Genomic DNA, 24980 nt, shown 5'->3' with positions numbered 1-24980 from the left:
CATCTATAAAATATCCTGTACAAATCGCAACATACTATTGCTCTCAATATAACACCCTCAGATACTCCCACTTATGGATAGCTATAATATCTAACCAACATCATTATTATAATTGTTTTGCACCATTTCTACCTTTTACCCACACAATTACTCTTTTCCAATATACGATATATTTTTTTCACTTCTTCCTTATTTGAATACTTTCTCATTTGACAGTTGAATGATAGTTGCTCTAACAGACAATTATTATTTAGCAAATCAAATATTTGATCCGCACACTCCTGATTTTGCATAGGTACAATTATGCCCTCTACACCACTTTCCAATTGTTCCTTAGCTGTCTCATAATTTGTAATAATTACAGGTTTTCCTAACATCTGAGCCTCACGAACCGTAACACATTTACCTTCATATCGACTAGGCTGTATATAAACATCACATGCCTGAATATATGGATATGGATTCTCTTTTTTTCCAAGAATTTTTACATATTCCTGCATATTAGCTTCTGCAATTTTTCTTTTAATCAATTCTTCGTCTCTGCCAAAACCAATCAAATACCATGTTATATCCATCCCTCTTTCACGTATCCGTTGACAAATTTCTGGTACATTATCAAAATTCTTAGCCTTACAGAATCGCCCAATAGATAGTATTTTTATCCCTTTTGCATTCATTTCTTTATCCACTAAAAATTCATTTGCCTGCTTTTTCACAAATTCTTCCGGCAAGATGTTTTCAATCAAAATAATCTTTTCCTTGAACATAGGAAAAACCGAAAGAAAATTCTCTGTTACTGCATCAGAAATCGAAGCAATATAATCATAGTTCTTCCACATTGCGGTTTCAGAAGCAATATTCACCTGTATACGAGAATAATCTGTATGAATCCAGGCTATTTTTCTTTTTGCATGTACTTTTCTATCAACAAAATAGTGCGGTGTCAAAAAGCTGATTGCTAAATCATATACTTCATTGGATTGAATTTTTGGCATAAATGGACAAGTATATTTATGACTATATTCTAACGCCACATCACTGTCTGTATATTTATGTATTCGATTATATTTTGCCGCTGCCATTTTCCCCGCAAGTCTTGCCATACTTAATATGAAATGTCCTTCCTTTAAAGTCCGCTTTATCGGTCGCGCTAATACTGTATAAGCGCGAATTTCTGGCAATAAATTAACAGCTGATGGGATTTCTCTCATTAATTCCCCTTCATGCCGTAATAAAAATAAATCTACATCATATTTTTCAAAATCAAATGCATTTAATAACCCGATAAGACTTCTTTCTGCTCCACCTAATTCTAAAGCATGAGACACAATTAGCAATTTCTTTTTCATTTGCGGAACCTCTGAAAGACATCTACACCAAATATTCTGTGTATTGGTCTTGTTATCATGCCACGAATTTTTAAGTGTTTACTCATCCACGTTGCCTCATACCAGTGAATGGAAAATGTATTTTCTGTTTTTTCTAATTTTCCGGTAGCGCTGTTATATGGATTCAAAACATCCATAGGATATATTACCGCTTCACACACATTTTGTTTTCTACCATTCTGTTTTAACCCCAATGCTACCAACGCTTGTGTATTCAATTTCGGACACATTCTTACTCCATTTTTCCCGTCCAGTAATATCTCATATTCTTTCAACATCGCTTGAATCACTTTTCCATGTGCAACAGATCCAAATCCCAATCCCGAAGCTACATATTGCTTATTTTCAAAGCAAAAAAATGCATCATTTCTTAACAATTCTTCCAGCGATCTAATTACTTCTACATCTGTATCAAAATAGATTCCTCCATACTTTTCCACTACCCAAAGTCTGACATAATCGCTTAAATACGCATACTTTTTTTCGGCATAACACATTCGCGTATACCCATTCATATCTATATCAAAATTTTCCTCATTCCATTCAATAACTTCATACTCTGGACAATACTGACGCCAGCTCCTTATGCACTTTAAAGCTAATTTGGATTTCTTCCCTTTTCCAAACCAACAATAATGTATTTTCTTCGGTATCATGTATCCATCCCTTCCTATCACTTATTTTTGCACACATTATTTTTTTTCGAATTACTTTCCAATTTTCTTTTATGAAAATAGTCATATACCACCTTAGGTAAAATGCCTATAATAATTGGTTGTATCGCATATAGATATCCGCTTATCGGCAGTCCAAGTTTTCGCACTGCCATTCCTCGTACATATGCTTCATTTACTCTATATCGAAATTTTCTTCTCTTATATGCTGCTTTATCATCTCGCATAAGATAAAGCTGTTTGGGAATATTTTTGCCTCTATATCCGACCTCGTACATTTTTATCCATAAATGATAGTCTTCTACTCGCAACAAACGCTTTTTCTCTGTATATCCTTTCACCGCATCATATGCTTCTTTTCTCACCATACATGGTGCATGACAAAACGGAGATCCATGCAAAAAATCCTCTTTCTTGGGATATTCAGGATGACTTATATTCCCCCATATTCCTGTCTCATCAAAATACCCCATATCTGTGCTTACAATCGAAATTGCTTTTTCTTTTTCTAATATTTCATACTCAACCGCAAATCGTTCTGGCAAACAAATATCATCTCCATCCATTCTTGCAATATACTTTCCTGTTGCCATTTTTAAACAACGATTTAAGGTATAGTTAAGTCCTCTATTTTCTTTATTTTTCAGCAATACCATTCTTTCTGGATATTTTTTTATATAGAATTCTGCCACTTCAGACGTTGCATCGGATGATCCATCGTCGCACATAATCAATTCCCATTCACTCATCGTCTGACCTAAAACAGACTCAATCGCTTCTGACAACGTATCTGCACAATTGTATATCCCCATAATTACACTAATTTCTGGATTTTTCATATAAGCCCCCATGTAAAATGCATCTGATAATAAAAGAATCCAATATATCCTAACACAGTAGCACTTTTTATGATTATGGTTGAATTTCTCGTAAAAATATTTTCAATTTCCCAAGGTAGTAAAATGGATGCAGAATACATAGATCCATATGAAATCAATCGTCCTATAAATATTCCAGAAGTTTTCATAGACACCATTGCAATTACACTGGTCAAAATCGAGAAATTTGTCACAATATTAATTACCGGATTGTCTGCTTCTTTGATTTGCTTACGTCCAATAATAGATAAAATCATGGGAATGGAATAGACAAATACCCTGATCGGATTAGTTCCGTTATCTTCCCACTCTTTCCAATCCGCTACCATATTAGAATATTGTGTATTTGATAGTATATTGTTCATTCCATCTGTAAACTGATTTACAAATATTAATATTAAAATACATCCCAAAATGCACAGCACACTCTTTTTATTCCATGCCTTTCCCTGCACAATAAAAATGATCGGGATCATAAGCAATGCTGACGCATGAAATGTCGCTCCTAATAGAATAATTGCTATCAGTGGTATATATTTTCTTTTTAGCAGTAATGGAAATCCTGCCATGATAATGGCAATTGCCAAAAACTGTCGGATACCATTATGACACCAAGACATATAGTCTGTTCCCGCAACAAAAACAAAAATACTCATCCAATAGTTTTCACTATATTTTCGATAAATAAATGCCATACATAACATTTGCACAGTAGCTATGAACATGAAAAACAGAATAGGTGAATTTCCAATAAGAGCTTTTATAATCACAATTAAGACCGAAAAACCTTTATCTTTTTTTATTCCCTCGAGATAGAGTGGAAGCGCAGCTATTTTACTAGGTGCTTCTCTAAAGACACTTCGGTAGGCATAGGTATCTCCAAAATTATCGGATCTTAGTGTTGCCGCCAATATATATGGAACCACTAGAAGCACTGCCGGTGCTATCTGCCATCTTTCTTCTATCCTTCCCATAACGATTTCCTGCTTTTTCGGCAGAGATATTGCCAGAACCATTCCTACTGTCAAAAGCCAGATTAATTGAAACCAATAATTCGTTATGGACATCTTTTACATTTCTCCTTTTGTCTTACTAAAATTTTCTCTTTCCTCTTTCATCTTACTCCAGACTTCTCACCGTTCTCTCCACCACAGCTTCCTTCCGAAACTCTCTTTTCATCTTCTCTCTTCCTGCTTTACCCATTTTTTCCCGTTCTTCTCTGCTGCAATGCAGCATCTTTTTCATTGCCTGATACAGCATCTCTTTGTTTTTTACTTCAACCAGCAGACCGCTTTTTCCATTTTCTACGCTTTCCCGGCAGCCCGGGATATTGCTTGTGATAACAGGGCGGCCGGTTGCCGCTGCTTCCAGGAGGACGTTGCTCATGCCTTCATGATAGCTGGGAAGAACGACACAGTCTGCTTCTGCATAAAATGGGCGCGGGTCTGACTGAAAGCCGTAAAAATGGGCGATTCCAAGCTGTTCCAGTTCTTCTACCTGCTTTTTGTAGATATCTTCAAAGAATCCGGCCAGATCAAGGACAAAGTCTTCGTTTTCTTCTTTCAGCCGCCGAACGGCATAAAAGAGTTCTTCTATTCCTTTTTCTTTCATGATTCGTCCGAGATACAGAAAATGGACACGGCTGTGATTCGGGTAAGGTTCCATTTTGTATTTTTCCAGGTTAATTCCCGCACCGGGCAGAACAACCTGACGATCTGCCGATACGATGTTTCGTTCGCCAAATTCGCGGGCGTTTTCTTTATTTTCAAAAAAGACATATTTTACTTTTCGGAAAGCGATTCGATACAGTACCGTAACAAATCCGGCCAGTACTGGTTTTTGGAATGCAGTTCCAAGTCCCTGTACGTTGGCATAATAGGGAATCTTTTTGCAACTGCAGAGCAGACCCATATAGATATTTGGTTTAATGGAATATGTAAGCACAAAGTCCGGGCTGATTTTTTGCAGAAGCCGCTTATAGTCCCGCAACAGCTTTGCCTCGGCAAAAGGATTCACGCCACGTCGGTTCATGGATACGGGAATACACTCGATTCCCATTTTCCGAAAATCTTCTTCATGCCCGACAAATGGCATGGCAAGAATCACTTCATGCTCTTTCTGCAAGGCTTCCACCAATTCTTTGCGAAACTGCCAGAACATATACGAATGATTGGTTACAATTAGAATTCGTTTTTTCATTTTTCTTTCCTGTTTCGGTGTAATATTCCGCATTGTTTCATTACTAATTTCATTATTTTCTTTATAAATTATATCATCTTTCAATCAATATGCAATTACTTTTCTCATTATTTTCCAGCTTCTATGTAAAACGAGGCAGCATGCTTTCCTTCCCAAAAACATCCTGCCCGTTTCTTCCTATCTTTTGCTATCTTTGCTATTTTTTCTATCTTTTGCTGTCTTTTACTACTTTTTCTATCTTTTGCTGTTTTTCTATCTTTCTCTGTCTTTTTCTATCTTTTTTATCTTCTTCTATTTTCCAACCTTCACAACCTCTTTTGCACCCTTCATCTGCTGTTTTTCCAGTCTGCCTTCGTGAATTCCATCCTGCCGCAGTACGGCTCCTGCTGTTCTCCAGAGACATTCCAGATCCATTTTGAGCTGGATATGGTGCACATAATATCCATCCAGTTCAGCTTTTTGCCGGATCGGCAGCTCATCCCGTCCATGGATCTGTGCCCATCCGGTAAGACCCGGACGGACGCTGTTTGCGCCGTACTGCTCACGCTCCACAAGGAGGTCATACTGATTCCAGAGTGCCGGACGCGGGCCAACCAGCGCCATATCGCCCTTCAGGATATTAAAGAGCTGTGGCAGCTCATCGAGGGATGTTTTCCGGAGAAACCGTCCGACTCTTGTGATGAAAAGATCGGGATTATTCAGCATATGGGTCGGCATATCATGTGGGGTATCGATACGCATCGTGCGGAATTTATATATGTAAAAATACGTGCCGTTCTTTCCTGCCCGCTTCTGCCGGAAGAAAATCGGTCCCGGCGAATCGAGATGGATCGCTATGCCAAGCAAAATCAGCAACCACGACAGTGCTGCCGTTCCAACCAGTGCAAGCAGCCGGTCCAGCAGATTTTTCAGATACATTTGATAAATTCCAGATTCCCTCATGTTTTCTTCCCCCTATTCTTTCACCGACTGGTTACTTTTCCGGCCTTCTTTTTCTTTTCCATAGCCGTACTTTCCGTAACCATAACCATATTTTCCGTAGCCATAACCGCCATAGGTGCTGTATCCGTAGCCTGTCGCACCCTCCGGCACGCCGTTCAGTACATAGCCGCAGACCGGAATTTGCGAATCCTCGAAGAATTCCAGTGCCCGCTGTACTTCACGGTCCTTGGTAGTTCCCTGGTGTACGACAAGAACTGCAGAATCTGCGATTCCGCCCAAAAGGGATGCATCCGACAGTACTCCGCACGGCGGCGTATCAATAATCAGAAGATCCGCATCCTCTTTCAATTCTTCGATCAGCGTTTTCATCCGCGCGGAACGCAGCAGGCCGGCCGGATTTTGTGTACTTCCGACACCCGGCAGAATTTTCAGCGACAGATCCCGATAATCGGTAAGTGCCTCATCCAGGCTGATCTGTCCTTTCAGCACTCCTATGATTCCACGTCCCTTCCGCTCGGAAAGTCCGATACACTTCAATACCGACGGATTTCGCAGATCTCCGTCCAGCAGCACTACGCGGTACTTCTTCTTTGCGAATGCTTCTGCGAGATTCACGGCAACGGTTGTCTTTCCCTCTCCCGGCACAGAGCTTGTCACAAGCAAAACAGGACAGTCGGCTTTTCCAAGCCCGTCCTCTGTTCTTGTCCGGATGAGCTGCATTGCTTCTTTGAAGGAATCCGGCACTTTGGGGTTACAGATCGTGATGGTCTGTTCTTTTACGTTGCTTCGTTTCTTGATTTTCGCCTCCGGCAGATTTCCAAGGAACGCTGCGTTCGTCAGCTTTTTCACGTCATCTGCCTGGCGAATTGTTTTTCTTGTTCTCACATAGATGAAGACCAAAAGCAGTGCAACGGCAAGTCCCGCCGCTGCTCCGATCATTCCGGCATGTACCGCATCCTGGCTGTTGATCGGGGATACCGGTACGCCGCTGTCGTCTACCACCGTCAGCGTTGTCGCACCGATTATGTACTCTGCTACCTCCGGATAATTGGTAATGACGGACTGAAGTACGCGATATGCCGTATCCGGTGAAGAATCTTTTACGCGAATTGTGAACAGGTTGGTGTTTTCCATCACGCTCGCCTCAATTTGGGATGTCACTGCTCCCACCTGAAGATCCCGTGCTACAACATCCTTTAATACACCGCTTGTTACGATATAAGGAAAGGTTTTTCCAAGCTGCTGCGCCGTCACATTGTCATAATAGGAATAGCCGACCGCGCGGTTTGATCCGACCACAAATGAGGTGTATGCCTCATACATGGGCTGATACCGCAGCTTTGCCGTCAGAAAGGAGCCGCCTCCCATGAGGATCACAAGAATCAGCACGCCCAAAAAGAATTTTCGGAATGCCTGGAAATATTCTGCCAGAAAGGCGATCAGATCGATTTTCTCCGGTTCCGCCGAATAGGTTTCATACGTTTCTCTGCTCATGCTCTTTGCTCCCTCTTATCGTTCTGCCCTGCTGTAGGTGCCGTATCCATATCCATAACCGTAGCTGTTGCCGATCCGCTCACCGAATCCCGGGTAAACATTTCCAAATACACAGCCGATCACTTTTTCCTCTTTCTGGTTCAATGCATCAATCGCATCGTTGATATCCCTCGTCAGTACGCCGTCCTGCCGCACGGAAAGAACTGCCGCATCGGCATACTCTGCAAGCTCTTCTGCATCCGCCGTCATTCCCATCGGCGGCGTATCCAGAATAATGTAGTCCATATTGGTCCGGCATGTCTCCAGAATCCGGTGGAAAATCTCACCGCCGATTGCAAGCGACGGCTCTTCCAGACGATTACGGCAGATTCCGGTATATACGTTGGTATCCTTGTGTTTCTCAAAAACGCCGGATGCCGACTCTTTTCCGAGGACAACCTTTCCGAAATCCTTTCCGTCTTTTTCCGGAATCTCAAAGATTTTATGTAACGCCGGCTGTCGGAAATCGCAGTCCAAAAGCAGTACACGGTTCTGCTCTTCTGCAAGAGCAAGCGCCAGATTTGCCGCAAGGGTCGATTTTCCTTCATTTTCCGCCACACTGGTCACCAGCAGCACTTTTCCGCCTTTTCGGTCCAGACGCCCCCGCACACGCGATGCAATACGCTTTAAGGATTCCACATACAGAAAGCTCCGCGCCGGATTGGTAATCAGCATGGAGCTGTTTTTCTTCTTCTTTTCGTGATACACAACGCCCAGCAGGTCCGCATCGATTTTGCGGGTGAATTCTGCCTCATTTTTGACGGTATCCCGCAGAAAGGAAAAGAGTCCGATGAGTGCCGCCATAGCAAGGGCTGCCGCAAGAAATGCGGTCGCGGCATACTTTTTGGTCGGAATCTGGTTCGATGGCACACCGGAAACCTGCGGCTGCTGCAGTGTCTCCAACACTACATTCGGAATAATATAGTCGGAAATGCTCGTATAATTGTTCAGTACCGACTTTAAGATCCGAAATGCCATTTCCGGCGAATCTGCGGTCACAGACAGCTCCATCAGATTGGATTCCGGCACAATGGAAGCATTCATTTTTGCCGGAAACGAGGACAGGCTGAGCTCCTCCATCACTTTTTTCTTCAAAATCGTATTTTCCAGAATTGCTTCAAATTTCTGTGCCATCTCATATGTGGCCGACAGGCTCGATGCCGCATTGGCATCCACCCCGCGTCCCATAACGGCAAATGTGGTTTTTACCGTATACCGGTCTTTGTGTACGGTCGCCATCACAGTATAGGTTATCATTGCCGCCGAACAGGCAATCAGAAGGATGACCCACCAGTTTTTTGCAATGTCGCACAGGATACTTCGGAGATCCCAGTCTGTTTTGCTGCTCTGCCCGTTTCCTGTTCTGTCGTATTCTCCCATCTGGATCCCCCCTATTCGTTTACACAGACGATCAGGCGGACGGAGCTTGTCTGCCCATCCTCCGCTGTCGCAGTGTATGTCACTTCATAAACACCCGCACTGCCGGTATCGACCGGATTGTCAATGGAAAACTGATTTTCTCCCAGAAGCTCTTCTTCATACGAAGCTGCATGAAGCGCACCGTCTTCTCTCTTTTCATACAGCATCTGATCCACACTCACGCTTTCCAGATATGCCTGCGGATCAAATGGCTGCTGCAGATCCAGATGAATCAGGTAATCGCTCAGGGTAATCTGCGGCCTTCCGTTCTCCTCTGCCGGATCGTAGAGTTCTACTGTCACCGGAAGACTTGTCACATCTCCGGCGCGGTTTGCAACCGAATATGTCACGTGGTACAGTCCCGGTGTACTGCTGATCTCATCCTCGTAAGAAATCCGGATGCGGTCGGTAATCGTTCCGTCCAGGCAGTCCTCCGCGGAAAGTCCCTCTGTCAGATCATCTGCATTCAGGCTGAACCGCAGCGGGCGATCCAGGGAAAAGACCGGTGAGGTGTAATCGTTATACACCAGTTCCCGCTCCGCATGCGTAACGTGGTTATCGGAATCAAAGGCGACGATACTGATTTTCCGCCGCCCTTTTTCCACAAAATTCGAAATATGTTCCACAGCAAGAGAACTCGTCACATCGCCGTCTTTTTTATCGTAAGCAGTTACTCCGGCCAGAAGTTCTGACTCCTCTGCATGGATGCTGGCAGAAATCTCACTGTTGTCCATCGTAATTTCCGGCCCTTTTCCGTCTTTTCCCGTCTGCTGCCGCACCAGACACCCGCCAAAGGCAAGTGTGGAAGCCAGAAACAGAATGAGAACTGCCGCTCTCGTTTTGTGCATATCAAAGATGCTCCTTTCGTTTCTGTAACGCCATTCTTCCTGTTTTTAGAGGAACCAGCGTCTTTTCCGTTTTCGTTCCGGGGACGGTTCATAGAAAATCTGACGGTCCTCCAGGATTCTTCTCGGATTCACTTTCACTAAAAGCTGTGCATACGCTTCTCCATACCGCTCCTCCAGAAACTGCCGGACTGGCCGCATGTCCGTGGTCCGGTAATCGGCTCCGTGGGCATCGCTTGCCACACAGCCCGCAAGGCGGTTTTCCAGTAGAAACCTTGCTGTCCGCTCAGCCTCTTCTCCAAATCTTCCAAACACGCTTCCTTTGTTGATCTGCAAAACCGCGCCCATTTCCCGGAATTCGTATAGAAGCTCCGGTGTATCCTGCACGCAGAAATACCGCTCCGGATGCGCCAGCACCGGGATTTTTCCCATCGCCGGAAATTCCAGCAGCCGCTTTCTGATTCCGTCCGGCGCCATATCAAACGGCACCTCGATCAGATAATAGCGGCTCTCATGGAGCGGTATCAGCTTTCTCTCTCTGATTTTTTTCTCCAGCGGTCCGATGCTCATGATTTCCATGCCGCGCACCAGGCTGATGGGAATGTGTTCTCTGTTGATTTCCCTCTCCAGACGGTAAAATTGCTCTTCTAACTGTTCCGATTCGTAGTTGACGTATCCGTCCTCCACGCCTTCGATTCCCGTCTGGTTTGCATGCGGCGTCACCGCGAGGATACGCACCCCGCTTTGTGCCGCCATTTCTGCCATTTCAAGGGAGGTGGACAAATTCGGGGATCCGTCGTCCACTCCCGGCAGAATATGTACATGAAGGTCCGTCATCCCTGTTTTTCTCCTTCGTACTGGTATTCCGGTACCATTTTCTTTACCAGATAACAGATGTCCGGACATTCGTTTTCCGCTTCCTTCGCGAGTTCCTTTATCTGCTCCCGGAATACCTTCTCGTCAAATGCAATCTGTCTGCCGATAAAAATCCGGCTGTTTTCTGTGGTCTGCATGCCCTCTTCATTCATCAGAAGTTCCTCATACAGCTTTTCGCCGGGTCGCAGGCCAATGTATTTGATCTTGATTTCTTTTTCCGGCTCATATCCGGAAAGGCGGATCATATTTTTGGCCAGGTCTGCGATTCTGACCGGATCTCCCATATTCAGGACAAAGATCTGACCGTTTTTCGCATAGGCGCCTGCCTCAAGTACAAGGCTGACTGCCTCCGGAATCGTCATAAAATATCGAATGATATCCGGATGCGTAACCGTCACCGGACCGCCGTGTTCGATCTGACGGCGGAACAGCGGAATGACACTTCCGTTGCTTCCCAGTACATTTCCAAAGCGCACTGCCGCAAACTCTGTCGTGCTGTGTCTTCCGATCAGCTGAATCACCATCTCACAGAGCCGCTTGCTCGCTCCCATGATGTTGGTCGGGTTGACTGCCTTGTCTGTTGATATCAGGATAAACTTCTTTACCTGATAATGGCTTGCTGTGCGCGCCGTTTTTAAGGTTCCAATAACATTGTTTTTAATCGCTTCATTCGGGCTGTCCTCCATCAGCGGCACATGCTTGTGGGCTGCTGCGTGAAAGACGATGTCCGGCCAGTACTTCGAAAAAATTGATTCCAGCCTCCGCTCATCCCGCACAGAACCAATCAGTACTGTCAAATTGAGATCTGGGAACTCCCATTCCAGAGATTTCTGAATCTGGTACGCATTGTTTTCGTAGATGTCAAAAATGATCAGATGCCCGACGTCGTGTCCGGCCAGCTGGCGGCAGATCTCACTTCCGATCGAACCGCCTCCGCCTGTTACCAGGATTGTTTTTCCCTTCACATAGCCCAGGATTGCATCGAGATCCACCCGGATGGGATCTCTTGGCAACAAATCCTCAATTTTTATTTTCTTTCTGATCTTTTTTTCTTCCTTCATAGCTCCCACTCTCATTCTGTTGCGTTTTTCTCCCGTATTCAGTTATCCTGTTCCTGCAGACAATCTTCCAGTAAATACAGCATTTCAAGTGCTGAACGAAAACCTGCTTTCTGTTTTCCGCAGATCAGAAATCCCTGCAGACTACAGTGCTGTCGGAACTGAATCTGAATACTGACCATACGCTCGGTTCCGGCTGGAAGCGTTGTATCCTGATTGTTCTTCATTTCATCTGTAAATTCCCACTCTTCTTTTTCCCCTTCTGAAAGGCTCCGCATACAGCTTCCTGCATCCGGCATGCCGAGCAGGTCATAAATGCGGTTCATCCGAAGCAGCATTTCTCCGTATCCCTCAAACGGAATGTCATAATGAAGCAGCGGCAGCCGGATCACTCCTTTGGAATGGCTTCCCTTCACTTCCTGAAAGCATAAAAATAATGCTGCATCTGCTGTTGTATGTACTTTTTCTCTGATTGTTTCTACTTCTCTGTTCATATTTCTCTCCATATGATATTTATTCTTTTATGGTAATGTTATATGTAATAATTATTTTTGGAATATTATACCAAATCAATCTCGCATCGTCAATCTTCTCTGCCTCCTTTTCTTTCGATTTTCTTTTGATTTTCCTGTTTTTTTCTTCTGCTTTTTCTGTCTATCGTTCCTTTTTTTACTTTTTTCGCCCCTTTCTGCCATACGGTGTCACTTTCTGTCGAACGATTTTAACAGAAGTCCGTCAATTCGGCTTGAATGAGATTCTGTCACTGTGTTAAACTACACTTTGTATTTTTATGATGTTTGCTGTAATGCTCTCCTCCTGCTTTTATTTTGTACCCTATCATGTTTCTTTGCGCTGGACAACCGCTTCGACTTGAACGGCTGCACTTCGACGCAAACGGTATACTTTCCCGGAGGTGTTTTTCTTGTATTCCAAATTAATATTCCCACTCGATCCGAACGATTCTGTTCTGCTCGAAATTCCAGTCATTATCTCACAGGGTGTTTCCCAAAAATACCGGCTGGCGCTCGACGACCTGATTTACGTTGAAGCCTGCCAGCACCGACTGATTCTCCACACCATTCAGGGAGATTTTACAACCCGCTGCACATTTGCCGACCTGACGGTCTGCCTTACACCAAGTGATCGTTTTTTCCACGGCGGAAAAGGTCTGCTGATCAACTTTGCCCACGTTTCCCTTGTACAGGTAACTGGCGAAGTTCTGCTGAAAAATGGGCAGATCATTTTCTGCAGCCGCCGGCGAAGGCGTGAGACCCGGGAAGCCTTCCTGGTCTACGCCGGAGCAGGAAAGTTTTCCTACGAAACGATATAAAAAAACAGGAGGGCTGCCGCACGAAGAAAAATTTCCACAAAATATAGATTTTGTAGTGTTTTCGCTTCGTGCGACAGCCTCTCCTGTTAATATATGTTTTTGCTTAATGCTTGTCTGCTGCAAGCTCCATTCGAGCTGCAAACTGTGTATAAAAATCTGTATTTCCGTCATACGGAAGCAGATAAAACAGCTTCAGAATGTTCATGCTGATCTGCTGCCGGAATGCATCGTCCTCGCTTTCGCGCGCCGCATTCTGTTTTTCCTTCAGATAATAATGCCATTTTGTCGTAAAGGCTTCGTATTTCCCAAGCTCCGGCGTATCGAGCCAGCGGCGGACCTTGACCTTTGTCTTGTTCTCCTTCGGACATTCGTTCACCTGAAGGAAATAAGAAAATGTTCCATCCTCATACAGCCGACCCAGCGGAAACATCCGACAGAAGCCCGGGCGTGCATCGTGGATGCTGCAGCGGCCTTCTTCATTTAAAAAGCTGCACCGGTCTGACTGCTCTGTCATCTTCAGATGTGGCAGAATAACACCGTCCACGACACGAAGCGCCACGTTCCCAGCCAGCAAAATCTCTTCCATCGTCTTTCCCAGCTTTTTCTCCAGGCGGTAGACATCCATCGGGTCGAGTACAATCGAATCTCCCATCCCATGACAGCAGGCGGAGCATCCGCGGCAGTCGTCGCAGCCCACTTTTACAAGATCATTAGCTCCGTATCGTTTTCCATCTGAAATTTTATCTATCTCTACATTTCGTTCCATTTTTTCTTCCTATCTTTTCTCTTAATCCTTGCTTTTGGTCTCTTCTCTCGATCTTTGCTTTTAATCCTTGCTTTTGATCTTTGCTTTTGATCTTCGCTTTTGATCTTTGCTTTCGATCCTTGCTTTCGGTCTTTTCTCCCGATCTTTATTTCTTCCTCACATTTCTACTCCCACAACATGCAGTACCTCGTCCTTTACCTGGAATTTGATTTCCATTCCCGCAAAGGAAAGTCCGTAGACGCGTTCTTCGCTGTTCTGATACGATGGACGCGGATCCTGCTCCAGCACTTTTTTCAGCGCCGCACGGTGGTCTGCCGGAACCTTTTCCAGCAGCTCGTCCGGAATCTCAACCGGAATAAAGTATTCTTTCGTCTTTTCCGTAAAGCTGCCAAGTGCCTCCACGTGACTGTCTACATGCGGCAGATACGGTTTGATATCCAGAATCGGTGTGCCGTCCATCAGATCTGCTCCCGTAAGGTGCAATACCGGACCAAGCGACGGATGCTGCTCCACATATTCCAGCTTTACCGAAGAAAGACCGATCGGATTCGGACGGAACGGCGAACGCGTAGCAAATACGCCGACACGCTTATTTCCGCCAAGCCGCGGCGGCCGCACCATCGGAGACCAGGTATCCCGCACGGCTTCCGAAAACTCCCAGATCAACCAGAGATGGGAATATTCTTCCAGCCCCCTCAGTGCATTTGCATCGCGGAACTCCGGTTCAAAAACGATCGTACTCTTTAGTTCTTCGATCAGTCCGCTCTGCCTCGGAATCCCGAATTTTTCCGGGAAATCCGTGTGGATTCGGGCGATCACCTTCATTGCAATTTCTTCTGCCACGTTTCTTACTCCTTTTCTTTCCTGCATCTTCTCTTCTATTTCGCATGGCTCTGAATCATTACCATATGTTTTATCTTAACATTTTGTTTTTGAAAAGTCCACCATGCGCATTCCCCTTCGCCGACTCCCCTGCGGATACTACACGTTACGGGTCACGCAGAGCCTGCCAGACGGTGACTTATACTCCAAGCTCCCGCATGCTTTTCAGCAGCTCCTCGATCTGTTCTGCTGTTTCCTTTACTTTCTCTTCCATCCCGATCAGTTCCCTGCGGTACATCTGTTTTTTCTCCGTCACATCCAGCGCATGTACCGTCTGGACCAGAAATGTTTCTGCCTTTGACTGAAGCTCTTCCGGCAGATGTGTCTCTTTCAGACGGTTTCGAAAGCTTTCCAGATCCTTTCCTGCCGCTCTTAAATACTGATTCATATGAAGCCCCGTGTGGCGCATCCTTGCACGCCCCTCGCTTCGCACCCTGGCATACGTTTTCTGGCTTTTTGCTGCATACAGTGTCATCTGTACATACATCAGGCTGGTCAGTGCCTTTTCTCCTGTCATTGCAGTTTCGTACAATTCTTTTTTTACTCTTTGGCTGCTCATACATTCCTCTCTCTCCGCCACGCTTCTTTCGCTGGCAACGGATGGCAGTTCATGTTTGGTATTCAGGAGTCGAAGGATAAAAAAAGACTCCTATCATGACATCTGCCACAATAAAAGTCTTGCGTTCTCATTTGATACGGATGTTTCTCAACATCGGCTGACGGTTTCAAACCCGCACGGGATGTTTTTATTTCAGATCCCGCGGCGTTTCGCTACTCCCTTTTATTTGTTGAGATGAATCTTAGCACACTTATTGCTAAATTGCAAGCATATTTTTTGCATATCATGCATGATTTCATGCATCCTATTATTTTTGACGGTGTTTCTTCCTATATAAATGGAATGCCGGAAAGCATACGGTTCCCACCATTAAAATAAGGAAAACCACATCCGCATATAGCTTCACATATTCTGCCACCTGCTCCCATGCAGCGCCGACCGCTGCACCGATGCCAACCAGAAGAAGATTCCAGACCGTACTCCCGACTATGGTATATAGCAGAAATCCCGGCATCTTCATCCCCGCCATGCCGGCCGGAACCGAGATGAGACTTCGGATAATCGGAATGCATCGGCCGAGCAGCACAGCCCGCTGCCCCTTTTTCTGAAACCAGGCAATGGTCTTCCAGGCATCCTCTGCCCGAAACCCCAGAAGCTTCATCGGCCGGCTCTCGAGCAGCTCGGCAAGCCCTTCCGGGCTGACGAGGGTTCCGGCTCCGTACAGCACCAGCGCGCCAAGCAGTGAGCCCGCCGTAGATGCCAGCACAACCCCCGCCGGGTGCAGCCGAGTACACGTTGTCAGAAAACCGCCAAAGGTCAGAATCACCTCGGAGGGAATCGGTGGAAATACATTTTCCACCGCAATCAGAATCAGAATACCAAGATAGCCAAAACGGTTGACCATATCCAGAATCACGCTCTGCAAATTTTTCTCTTCCTTTTCATTTCCGGCATAGAAACCTCTTCCCCGCAGCTGCCAGATAGCCGGTTTTCCGGTCTTATCGGTTTTCCTGCCGGAAATGCTCTTTTTCTTCTCCTGCATTTTATGCGCCTTTTCCACGGTGCATGAATCCTTTTTGACTACTTCTTTACAATTCCGTCAGATTTTCTTCCTTTTGTTTTCATGTTCTCTTCAGAAAAGCTTTATCCCGTGTACACATTCTGGTCACAATTTTCCCGTATACTAATCTTATCAACAACAAAGGAAGTAAAAAACAACCTCCATTGTTTCTCTATAAATAAACCGGAGACGGCAAAGCATTTCTGGAAGCACGTCTCCAACGCCAACCTTTCTAATAGATAGATTTCTTTTTCATACCGCCGGGGCTTCAACCAAGTCCCGGCCTCTCTCCTTTTGGGGAGATTTTTTTTGTAACGATTCAGATCCATGCGAAATTCCGGAAAAATCGCGAATCATGCTTGCGCGAAGGAGTGCTTTTTCTGAATCGCTTCTATTCCTGCCGCATTTTTTTCTTGCACGTGACTTTTCTCTATAGTAAAATAAAATCAGTTGTTTGTAACTCTTCAGAACCCAATGGGGAAAACTTTGCATCATCCCTGCAGGAATGATCCGTTTCTTTCAAACAAATACCATGGAAAAAAGGGAGAAAAATACCATGAAAATTGGATTTGACAATGAAAAATACCTGAAAATGCAGTCCGAGCACATCCGCGACCGCATCAACCAGTTTGACAACAAGCTGTATCTGGAATTCGGTGGAAAGCTGTTCGACGATTTCCACGCATCCCGCGTTCTTCCGGGCTTTGCACCGGACGCAAAACTGCGCATGCTGATGCAGCTTTCCGATCAGGCCGAGATTGTTATGGCAATTTCCGCATCCGATATTGAGAAAAACAAAATCCGCGGTGACCTCGGCATCACCTACGACAGTGATGTACTCCGTCTGATCGACGAGTTCCGCGGACGCGGCCTCTACGTCGGAAGCGTAGTAATTACCCAGTATTCCGGCCAGCACAGCGCAGATGCCTTTAAAAAGAGACTGCAAAAGCTCGGCATCCCGGTTTACATTCACTACACAATTCCGGGCTACCCGCACAATGTACCGCTGATCGTAAGCGATGAGGGATATGGAAAGAACGAATACATCGAAACGACACGCCCGCTCGTTGTCGTTACCGCACCGGGACCGGGAAGCGGAAAGATGGCAACCTGTCTTTCCCAGCTTTACCACGAGCACAAACGCGGTGTAAACGCCGGCTATGCCAAATATGAAACCTTCCCGATCTGGAATCTGCCGCTGAAGCACCCGGTCAACCTGGCCTATGAGGCTGCTACCGCCGATCTGAACGATGTCAACATGATCGACCCGTTCCATCTTGAGGCATACGATGTAACAACCGTCAACTATAACCGTGATGTTGAGATTTTCCCGGTTCTGCGCGCCATTTTCCAGCAGATTTTCGGCGAGAGCCCATACAAATCCCCGACCGACATGGGTGTCAACATGGCCGGAAACTGCATTGTCGATGATGCCGCATGCTGCGAGGCTTCCCGCCAGGAGATCATCCGCCGCTACTATAACGCTGTGGACGGCATCGCAGACGGTTCCCGTTCCGAGACAGAGGCTTACAAAATCGAGCTTCTGATGAAACAGGAGAACATCGTTGCCGCAGACCGCACCACCGTTTCCCCGGCTCTTGTCCGCGCTGAAGCGACCGGCGCACCGGCTGCTGCCATGGAGCTTTTGGACGGACGCATCATCACCGGAAAGACAAGCGATCTGCTCGGCTCAAGCGCAGCACTTCTGCTGAATGCTTTAAAAGACCTTTCCGGTATTGAACACGACGTACACGTTCTCTCACCGGAATCCATCGCTCCGATCCAGACACTGAAAACAAAGTATCTCGGAAGCAAAAATCCGCGTCTCCATACTGACGAAGTTCTGATCGCCCTGTCCGCTACCGCTGCACAGAGCGAGGATGCACAGAAAGCACTCTCCTGCCTGCCGCAGTTAAAGGGCTGCCAGGTGCACTCCAGCGTTATGCTCTCCGATGTGGACCGCAAAATGTTCCAGCGTCTGGGATGCGATCTGACCTGTGAGCCGAAATTTCAGTAAATAATTTTTATATCTTGGACATAAAAAATCCAGGGCATACGGTACTTTCCGTACCTGCCCTGGATTTTTTCTTTTCCGGCTTCTGTTTATAAATTTTCTTTTCCGAATCCCATTGGCAGCAGCTCCTCGAGTGTCATTTCTTTCCAGGAACCGTCGCCCTTGCAGAGAAGGACGAGAAATTCGTTCGGATCAACGAATTCCCGCAGGACCTGGCGGCAGACACCGCACGGTGTGCAGAAATCCTCCGGCTCTGCCTCTCCCGGGCCGCCGCAGACGGCGATCGCGTCAAATTCCGTTATGCCCTCGGATACGGCTTTGAAGACCGCGGTGCGCTCCGCGCAGTTTGTCGGTGTATACGCCGCATTTTCAATGTTGCAACCGGTATAAATCGCTCCATTCTTTGCCAGAACCGCCGCGCCTACGCGGAATTTCGAATACGGCACATACGCAAATTTCCGCGCTGCCAGAGCCTGTTTTACCAGCTCCTGTTTTATTTCTGTACTGATTTCCTGTTTCATATCCAGCATCCCCTTTCCAGTATCCCCTTATTTTTTCTTTCTTATTTCTGATCTTCCCGGATCAGAATCCGCAGTGCCTCGATGGCTACCTGAATCGCACCTTCCGTATCGTGCGTAATGTGGTTCTCCATGCCGCGTTTCACTCTCTCCTGATTTCCCATCACAAGAAAATCCGATCCGGCACGGACGCCGCGGGCACTTGCCACGATAAAGAGTGCCGCCGATTCCATCTCTGACGCTTTGCATCCAAGCTTCATCCATGCATCCCATTTTTTCAGCAGCTCATCGCCGACCGGCATCTGCTCCGGGTCGTGCTGGCCGTAGAAGGAATCCTTGCACTGTACCACGCCCGCATGCCATTTTTTCCCAAGATTCTTTGCCGCCTGCACCAGCGCATTCGTCACGGTAAGGTCTGCGACTGCCGGGAACTCGATCGGTGCGTATTCCTTTGACGTTCCCTCCGCACGGATCGCTCCCGTTGCCACCACGATATCGCCGCCCTCTACATCGAGTGCCATACCGCCGCATGTTCCGACGCGGATAAACGTATCGGCGCCGCACTGGATCAGCTCTTCCATCGCGATGGAAGCCGACGGACCGCCGATGCCGGTAGATGTAACGGAAACCTTTACACCGTCCAAAGTACCCGTATAAGTCACAAATTCCCGGCTGTCTGCGACGAGCACCGGGTTCTCAAAGTAAGCTGCAATTTTTTTACACCGTTTGGGATCTCCCGGCAGAATCACATACCGTCCCACATCGCCTTTTCGGATCTGCAGATGATACTGCAGCCCTTCTTCTCCTGAATAATTCTGCATATGCAAAAACCTCCTTGTATTTTCGTATTCTCATAGTTCTATTCTACCACAGGCCGCACCGCAAATACAAGGCTTGACACCATTTCGCTTCCCCTTTCATTACGGATATAATCACGTTCCGCAGTTGCCTTTTCCCATTCGGAATGCTACAATAGGCACAGAAACCAGAGTTCTTACTTTCATTTTTACAAGGAGGGATTATTTTATGAGTTCCTATGTCATCAGCTGCTGCTCTACGGCAGACCTTACCGAAGAACATTTCTCCAAACGGGAAATCTCATACATCTGTTTCCATTACAAATTAAATGACACCGAGTACGCGGATGATCTCGGCAAGTCCATGCCGTTCGATCAGTTCTATGCCGCCATGGCCGCCGGCGCTTCCACGAAAACATCCCAGGTGAATGCCGATGAATTTGAAGCCTATTTTGAAACATTCCTGCAGGACGGCAAAGACATTCTCCACGTCTGCCTCTCCTCCGGCATTTCCGGTGTCCTGAATTCTGCGATGATCGCCAAAGCCGACCTTGAAGAGCGCTACCCGGAACGGAAAATCCTCATCGTGGATTCCCTCGGCGCTTCCTCCGGCTATGGTCTTCTGATGGACCGCCTTGCCGACCTGCGCGATGAAGGAAAACCGCTGGAAGAGGTTTACGGTTTCGCGATGAAAAACCGCCTCAAAGTCCATCACTGGTTCTTCTCCACGGACCTCACCTTCTACGTGCGCGGCGGCCGCATCTCCAAAGCCTCCGGCGCAATCGGCGGACTCCTCGGCATCTGCCCGCTGCTCAACATGGACAACGAAGGCCGTCTGATTCCGCGGTTTAAAATCCGTACGAAGAAAAAAGTCATCAAAAAAATCGTCGACCAGATGGAAGAAAACGCCGAGGGCGGCCTCTCCTACTCCGGCAAATGCTACATTTCCCAGTCCGCCTGCTACGACGATGCGCGGGCCGTTGCGGATCTTATCGAGGAACGCTTTCCCAATCTGAACGGAAAAGTCGAGATCAACAACATCGGAACCACCATCGGCAGCCACACAGGGCCGGGAACCGTGGCATTGTTTTTCTGGGGGAAAGAACGGGTGGATTAACTCTCCTGCACTTCCATCTATAGCAAGACCCGAAAATAATGCAAAAAAGGCAGTGCTGCAGAGCGCGAATTGCAAGGAACAGATTTGAAGGCGTGCCGGGGTACGACGAAAATCTGTGACGCAGTAATTCACGCTCTGCGGTGCTGAATTTTTTGCATTATTTTCGGGTCTTGCTATAAAAACAGGGAAGAAAAAAGCTCTGTCCATTTGGGCAGAGCCTTCTTGTTTTCCTTCTATTCTTCTATCTTCCCTCTCCAACATTTCCGCACCAGTGCAAACACCAGATACCCGATGGCTGCTCCAAGCGTATTCGTCACAACATCATCTAACTGGCAGTAGCCGCGCTCTGTTAAGAGCTGCACTGTTTCCAGCATCATGCTTGTGGAAAACGCCGCATAGACGCAGCACCATCCTTTCCGAAGAGACGGAACCGCCGCCGGCAGCAATACGCCGAACGGGAGAAACAGCAGAATATTTTCCACAAAATACCGGTCCGGCAGCCGCTGGTTTCCCCAGGTTTCAAACAGCTTCACATCCACGCCCGTTCTCGAACCCGGTTCTCTGGAAAACAGCGTAATAGAAAGCATCATCGCAAAATAGACTGCTACCAGAAACCACAGCAGAAGCTGGGTGCCAGGAACCGCATGCGCATGCTCCAGCCGTTTTTGTTTCTTTATCATCTGCTGGTTTTTCCACGCCGCCGCAACCGTCACAAAGCCGACACCGACTGCAACCGCATGCGGCAGATACCGGAATGTATCAAAAATATCCTGTTCAATCGTTGTCAGATAAAGAGGAATTGCCATTTACATCACCTTCCGTATTTTCGCGGCTGATCGGAAACACCCGCGAGATAATCGAGACTGCAGTCATACAGCTTTGCCAGCGTAATCAGACAGTCCAACGGAATCTCACGGATGCCTTTTTCATACCGGTTGTAGGTGTCCGGGTGACTGAAAATCTTCCGCGCCGCCTGTGTCATCGAGTAACCGCGTTCCAGACGGAGCTCTTTCAGCCGGATCAGCATTTTCTCCCGCCCCGGCGTTTCTTCTATTTTTCTGTGCATTACTTTCCTTCTTTTTCCTGCTCCGTTTCCGCCGCTGCTTTTTCTGCCTCCGGCACATACCCCGGATTGTCGTCGTATCCTTCCAGGAAATTGTGGCGGATGCCGTGCTGCTTGTAGCCGACCACGGTGTCAATGTTGACATTTTCGACACTGCGGAAAATATTGCTCTCCACGAACGGATTCACCTTTTTCAGGTTTTTGATCAGTTCCTTGATCTCCACGCGTTTCGAACGATTCTCCTCGTTATTGCAGGTCGTGCAGGTATCGGTAAACTTGCAGGCACACTGGATAAAATGCAGACCGTTATAATCTCTCCACGCCTTGATATCATCCTCGCGCACCAGATACAGCGGGCGGATCAGCTCCATGCCCTCGAAGTGGATGCTGTGAAGCTTCGGCATCATCGTCTGCACCTGCGCACCGTAGAGCATTCCCATGAGGATTGTCTCAATGACATCATCGTAATGATGGCCAAGTGCGATCTTGTTGCAGCCAAGCTGCTGTGCAAAATGGTACAGATGGCCGCGGCGCATTCTCGCGCAGAGGTAACACGGCGAATTTTCGACATGGTAAACCGAATCGAAAATATCGGTCTCGAAAATCGTGATCGGAATATGGAGGCTCTTTGCGTTATCCTCGATCACCTTGCGGTTCTCCGGGCTGTATCCCGGGTCCATGACAACGAATTTTACTTCGAAATCAAATTTATTGTGAAGCTTTAACTCCTGAAAGCATTTCGCCATCAACATCGAATCTTTTCCGCCGGAAATACAGACAGCGATTTTATCGCCCGGTTTTACCAGCTCGTATGTGTTGATCGCTTTCGTAAATTTGGACCAGATCGACTTTTTGAATTTTTTGCGGAGACTCTTCTCCACGTCTGCCGCCTTGTCCTGCTCCTCCGGCGCGCTCATCACATCCATCAGCCAGGCGATGTAACCGCCCTCCAGGCTCACAGCGTCCCAGCCCTTTTCCTGTAATTCTTCCGCCGCTGCGACACTGAACCGGCCGCGGCTGCAGCAGATAATCGTCTTTTTGCTCCGGTCAATCGCATCACTTGTCTCGATTTCTTCTGTCTTCATCACAAGCGCTCCCGGAATCGCGCCGTGGGAGATCTCTACCGCATCGCGGATATCGACGATCTGATAGCTTGACGGATCGAGCTCTTTTAGTTCTTTTATTGAAATACTGGTACTCATGTAATTTTTCCTTTTCTAATTAAAATGCCTTACTTTTCTTCATTCTTTCATTGTATCGTTTTTTCTGTGACTGTCAAGAAAAAACGGGGAGTCTCTGAACATTCGTTTCAAATCCTCCCCCACTTTTTTATTTTTTCCGGATATCCGCCATCGTCTTCAACAGAAGTTCTTTCTTCCAGAAGACCAGCCCTGCACTTGCGAGCAGAATCGCGTAACGCAGGATCCTGTACGGGAAAATCAGATTGCAGATGATGCTTGCTCCAATCAGAAAAACGGAGCACGCCAGAAGAAATCCTGGATTCATCAGATTTTCCTGGATTCCTTCGTTCACCAGAATCTGTTTGCTCACAATATAATGGCCGACCGAATACAGCATATAGCATGCCAGCGTCGTGTAACCGGCCGCAATATAGCCGAACAGGCGGATAAAAATAAAGTTCAGCACCACATTCGCTCCAGCCGCCGCCATGGATGCAGCCATCAGAAACTGTGTTTTTTCATAATAGAACTGCGGCATCGAGAGAATATTATAAATAAAGATAAAGAACACACTCGCTGCCACCGGCGGAATGACGTACACCGCCTCGCGGTACTTCGGCGATCCGAAAATCAGCACCATCTCCGGACTGATCAGCATCAGCGCCACGGCTATGCCGACCACTACAATACTAAGAAGCTGCAGCACCTTCCGCATCGAGCGGATGTCGCCCTTTTTGATCTTGCTGTACATCCACGGTGTCAATGCACTGTTCATACCGCTGATGAAAAGCTGCACCAGCATACCAATGCTGTACGCCAGCCCGTACAGCGCAACTTCCGTCTTTCCGACCATCTTGTCGATCATGATGCGGTCGCCCTGATTCAGGATAATACCGGACAGATAATGCGGCACAATCGGAATTCCGATCCGCAGTGCGTAGCCCCAGTATTCCTTCGAAAAGAACTCTTTTCCTTTGCAAAACTGGAACACAATAATCGGCACACAGATGCAGACCTGCACCCCGACGATACCTAAGATCCGCATCATGGCCGTACCGCCGTTGATACGGATCAGCACCAGGCTCGCGATCGGGTTCATCAGCGCCTGCAGAATCGTCACGCAGACCAGAATCCGGTACCGATACTCAAACCGCTGCCGCCCCGACCAGTAAGAAAGCGCCGGACTCAGCAGCGCTTCCAGAAACATCAGCAGAATCATGGATTTCGGCAGATTTAAAATCTTCTCCCAGAAACCCGATGTAAAACAATACAATGCAAAAACCGCACCCGTAATCACAAGCGTCAGTCCCTGCATTGCAGATGTATATTCATCCCGCTGCTTCTCGTACTTTGCCATCGCATTGTCATAAACACCATTAAATAAATACAGCGATGTCATAATCGTCAAAATCTGCAGCCAGGACAGATAAACCGTATAGGTTCCGTACTCCTCGGTGCTCATCAGACGCGTGAAAATCGGAACTGTGATGAACGAAATGCCTTTCTGTAAAAAACTGCAGATCGTAAACCAAAGCGCCGCCTTCGCCTGGACGGAGAGAGAACGGTATTTTGAGGTAATGTTCATGTAAAATAGAACTCCTTGCTGTTGGTTATTTGCGTGTTTTATGTTAACACAAAATGGGGGGGACTGCAAGAGGAACATCCATTAAAATCCCCCATGGTTGAACGCTTCCATTCAACCATGGGGGATTCTCACTGCTTTATGTGTTTCGATTCCCAAATGATTCAGAATATACATATAGGCCAATGCATACGACTGACACACACCTCTTCCGTCCATCAGCACACCATAACTGGTATAATTCTTATAATTCAGATCATACTCTGCATGCAATACCAGATAATCGTGAATTACAAACG

The 24980-nt window shown here is 46.7% G+C and carries 25 protein-coding genes and 1 pseudogene; 3 read left to right on the top strand and 23 right to left on the bottom strand.

Translation table 11 applies throughout. The annotated features are described in order from the left end of the window. Window positions 1-128: 128 nt before the first annotated feature. From DW743_RS04515 to DW743_RS04460, 12 genes and pseudogenes are all read right to left on the bottom strand, one after another. Window positions 129-1349 carry a glycosyltransferase gene (locus tag DW743_RS04515; RefSeq protein WP_117509386.1) on the bottom strand — a complete coding sequence of 407 codons (1221 nt, stop codon included), beginning with the start codon at window positions 1347-1349 and terminating at the stop codon, window positions 129-131. After that, window positions 1346-2044: a glycosyltransferase family 32 protein gene (locus DW743_RS04510; RefSeq protein WP_117509387.1), complete on the bottom strand. Its 699-nt coding sequence runs from the start codon at window positions 2042-2044 to the stop codon at window positions 1346-1348. The genes DW743_RS04515 and DW743_RS04510 overlap by 4 nt, the downstream gene beginning before the upstream one ends. Window positions 2045-2061: 17 nt before the next feature. Next, the gene (locus tag DW743_RS04505; RefSeq protein WP_117760625.1) at window positions 2062-2901 is read right to left on the bottom strand and encodes a glycosyltransferase family 2 protein; all 840 of its coding nucleotides are present in this window, start codon (window positions 2899-2901) and stop codon (window positions 2062-2064) included. Beyond that, window positions 2898-4007 (bottom strand): EpsG family protein, encoded by a 1110-nt coding sequence (locus DW743_RS04500; protein ID WP_117509389.1) that lies wholly within the window; start codon window positions 4005-4007, stop codon window positions 2898-2900. The genes DW743_RS04505 and DW743_RS04500 overlap by 4 nt, the downstream gene beginning before the upstream one ends. A 52-nt stretch (window positions 4008-4059) precedes the next feature. After that, the gene (locus DW743_RS04495) at window positions 4060-5139 is read right to left on the bottom strand and encodes a glycosyltransferase family 4 protein (RefSeq protein WP_117509438.1); all 1080 of its coding nucleotides are present in this window, start codon (window positions 5137-5139) and stop codon (window positions 4060-4062) included. A 291-nt stretch (window positions 5140-5430) separates the two neighbouring features. Continuing rightward, window positions 5431-6081 (bottom strand): sugar transferase, encoded by a 651-nt coding sequence (locus DW743_RS04490; protein WP_227093694.1) that lies wholly within the window; start codon window positions 6079-6081, stop codon window positions 5431-5433. 12 nt (window positions 6082-6093) lie between these two features. Next, complete coding sequence (locus DW743_RS04485; protein WP_117509390.1) at window positions 6094-7575, bottom strand: polysaccharide biosynthesis tyrosine autokinase; 1482 nt, start codon at window positions 7573-7575, stop codon at window positions 6094-6096. A gap of 15 nt (window positions 7576-7590) precedes the next feature. After that, window positions 7591-8994, bottom strand: coding sequence for a polysaccharide biosynthesis tyrosine autokinase (locus DW743_RS04480; protein WP_055266465.1), 1404 nt, complete (start codon window positions 8992-8994; stop codon window positions 7591-7593). An 11-nt stretch (window positions 8995-9005) separates the two neighbouring features. Then, window positions 9006-9881: a hypothetical protein gene (locus DW743_RS04475; protein WP_055266467.1), complete on the bottom strand. Its 876-nt coding sequence runs from the start codon at window positions 9879-9881 to the stop codon at window positions 9006-9008. Window positions 9882-9926: 45 nt separating this feature from the next. Then, the gene (locus tag DW743_RS04470) at window positions 9927-10715 is read right to left on the bottom strand and encodes a tyrosine-protein phosphatase (protein ID WP_055266469.1); all 789 of its coding nucleotides are present in this window, start codon (window positions 10713-10715) and stop codon (window positions 9927-9929) included. Next, a pseudogene (locus DW743_RS04465) lies at window positions 10712-11791 on the bottom strand (UDP-N-acetylglucosamine 4,6-dehydratase family protein); the annotation flags it as partial. The pseudogene DW743_RS04465 and the gene DW743_RS04470, both read right to left, overlap by 4 nt. Before the next feature lie 62 nt (window positions 11792-11853). Continuing rightward, window positions 11854-12306, bottom strand: coding sequence for a hypothetical protein (locus DW743_RS04460; protein WP_022461015.1), 453 nt, complete (start codon window positions 12304-12306; stop codon window positions 11854-11856). A gap of 428 nt (window positions 12307-12734) precedes the next feature. Here DW743_RS04460 and DW743_RS04455 point away from each other — a divergent pair, with 428 nt between their 5' ends. Then, the gene (locus tag DW743_RS04455) at window positions 12735-13142 is read left to right on the top strand and encodes a LytTR family DNA-binding domain-containing protein (protein ID WP_158554971.1); all 408 of its coding nucleotides are present in this window, start codon (window positions 12735-12737) and stop codon (window positions 13140-13142) included. 103 nt (window positions 13143-13245) lie between these two features. Here the strand turns inward: DW743_RS04455 and DW743_RS04450 are convergent, their stop codons facing one another. The 4 genes from DW743_RS04450 to DW743_RS04435 form a co-directional block, all read right to left on the bottom strand. Next, window positions 13246-13908, bottom strand: a complete 663-nt coding sequence (locus tag DW743_RS04450; RefSeq protein ID WP_117509393.1) for a YkgJ family cysteine cluster protein — start codon at window positions 13906-13908, stop codon at window positions 13246-13248. Window positions 13909-14064: 156 nt separating this feature from the next. Next, complete coding sequence (tsaA, locus tag DW743_RS04445) at window positions 14065-14751, bottom strand: tRNA (N6-threonylcarbamoyladenosine(37)-N6)-methyltransferase TrmO (RefSeq protein WP_117509440.1); 687 nt, start codon at window positions 14749-14751, stop codon at window positions 14065-14067. A 178-nt stretch (window positions 14752-14929) separates the two neighbouring features. Next, window positions 14930-15349 carry a hypothetical protein gene (locus tag DW743_RS04440; protein WP_117509394.1) on the bottom strand — a complete coding sequence of 140 codons (420 nt, stop codon included), beginning with the start codon at window positions 15347-15349 and terminating at the stop codon, window positions 14930-14932. A gap of 307 nt (window positions 15350-15656) precedes the next feature. After that, window positions 15657-16391 carry a DedA family protein gene (locus DW743_RS04435; protein ID WP_242998601.1) on the bottom strand — a complete coding sequence of 245 codons (735 nt, stop codon included), beginning with the start codon at window positions 16389-16391 and terminating at the stop codon, window positions 15657-15659. 574 nt (window positions 16392-16965) lie between these two features. On the opposite strand from DW743_RS04435, the gene DW743_RS04425 reads away from it, so the two are divergent. After that, complete coding sequence (locus DW743_RS04425; RefSeq protein WP_117509441.1) at window positions 16966-18426, top strand: DUF1846 domain-containing protein; 1461 nt, start codon at window positions 16966-16968, stop codon at window positions 18424-18426. Window positions 18427-18512: 86 nt separating this feature from the next. Here the strand turns inward: DW743_RS04425 and DW743_RS04420 are convergent, their stop codons facing one another. Together DW743_RS04420 and udp are read right to left on the bottom strand one after the other, a co-directional pair. Beyond that, window positions 18513-18944, bottom strand: a complete 432-nt coding sequence (locus DW743_RS04420) for a cytidine deaminase (protein WP_117760908.1) — start codon at window positions 18942-18944, stop codon at window positions 18513-18515. 41 nt (window positions 18945-18985) lie between these two features. Next, window positions 18986-19762 (bottom strand): uridine phosphorylase, encoded by a 777-nt coding sequence (gene udp, locus DW743_RS04415; protein ID WP_055220432.1) that lies wholly within the window; start codon window positions 19760-19762, stop codon window positions 18986-18988. A 205-nt stretch (window positions 19763-19967) separates the two neighbouring features. Here udp and DW743_RS04410 point away from each other — a divergent pair, with 205 nt between their 5' ends. After that, on the top strand, window positions 19968-20855 hold the full coding sequence (locus tag DW743_RS04410; protein ID WP_117760623.1) for a DegV family protein: 888 nt from the start codon (window positions 19968-19970) through the stop codon (window positions 20853-20855). 233 nt (window positions 20856-21088) lie between these two features. Here DW743_RS04410 and DW743_RS04405 read toward each other — a convergent pair whose 3' ends face one another. The 5 genes from DW743_RS04405 to DW743_RS19010 form a co-directional block, all read right to left on the bottom strand. Continuing rightward, complete coding sequence (locus tag DW743_RS04405; protein WP_117760622.1) at window positions 21089-21661, bottom strand: VanZ family protein; 573 nt, start codon at window positions 21659-21661, stop codon at window positions 21089-21091. Window positions 21662-21666: 5 nt separating this feature from the next. Further along, window positions 21667-21921 carry a helix-turn-helix domain-containing protein gene (locus tag DW743_RS04400; protein WP_242991123.1) on the bottom strand — a complete coding sequence of 85 codons (255 nt, stop codon included), beginning with the start codon at window positions 21919-21921 and terminating at the stop codon, window positions 21667-21669. After that, entirely contained in the window at window positions 21921-23120 is a 1200-nt protein-coding gene (locus tag DW743_RS04395; RefSeq protein ID WP_117760621.1) for an ATP-binding protein, read from the bottom strand. Before DW743_RS04395 ends, DW743_RS04400 begins: the two co-directional genes overlap by 1 nt. A gap of 127 nt (window positions 23121-23247) precedes the next feature. Continuing rightward, window positions 23248-24684 (bottom strand): lipopolysaccharide biosynthesis protein, encoded by a 1437-nt coding sequence (locus DW743_RS04390; protein WP_158554972.1) that lies wholly within the window; start codon window positions 24682-24684, stop codon window positions 23248-23250. A gap of 111 nt (window positions 24685-24795) precedes the next feature. Continuing rightward, window positions 24796-24972, bottom strand: coding sequence for a transglutaminase domain-containing protein (locus tag DW743_RS19010; protein ID WP_416388105.1), 177 nt, complete (start codon window positions 24970-24972; stop codon window positions 24796-24798). Window positions 24973-24980: the final 8 nt, after the last annotated feature.

The organism is Blautia sp. AM28-27 (genome assembly GCF_003480905.1).
GTDB lineage: Bacteria > Bacillota > Clostridia > Lachnospirales > Lachnospiraceae > Fusicatenibacter > Fusicatenibacter saccharivorans.
The sequence above is the reverse complement of the archived record's forward strand: the minus strand, read 5'-3'. Positions and strand labels throughout refer to the sequence as shown.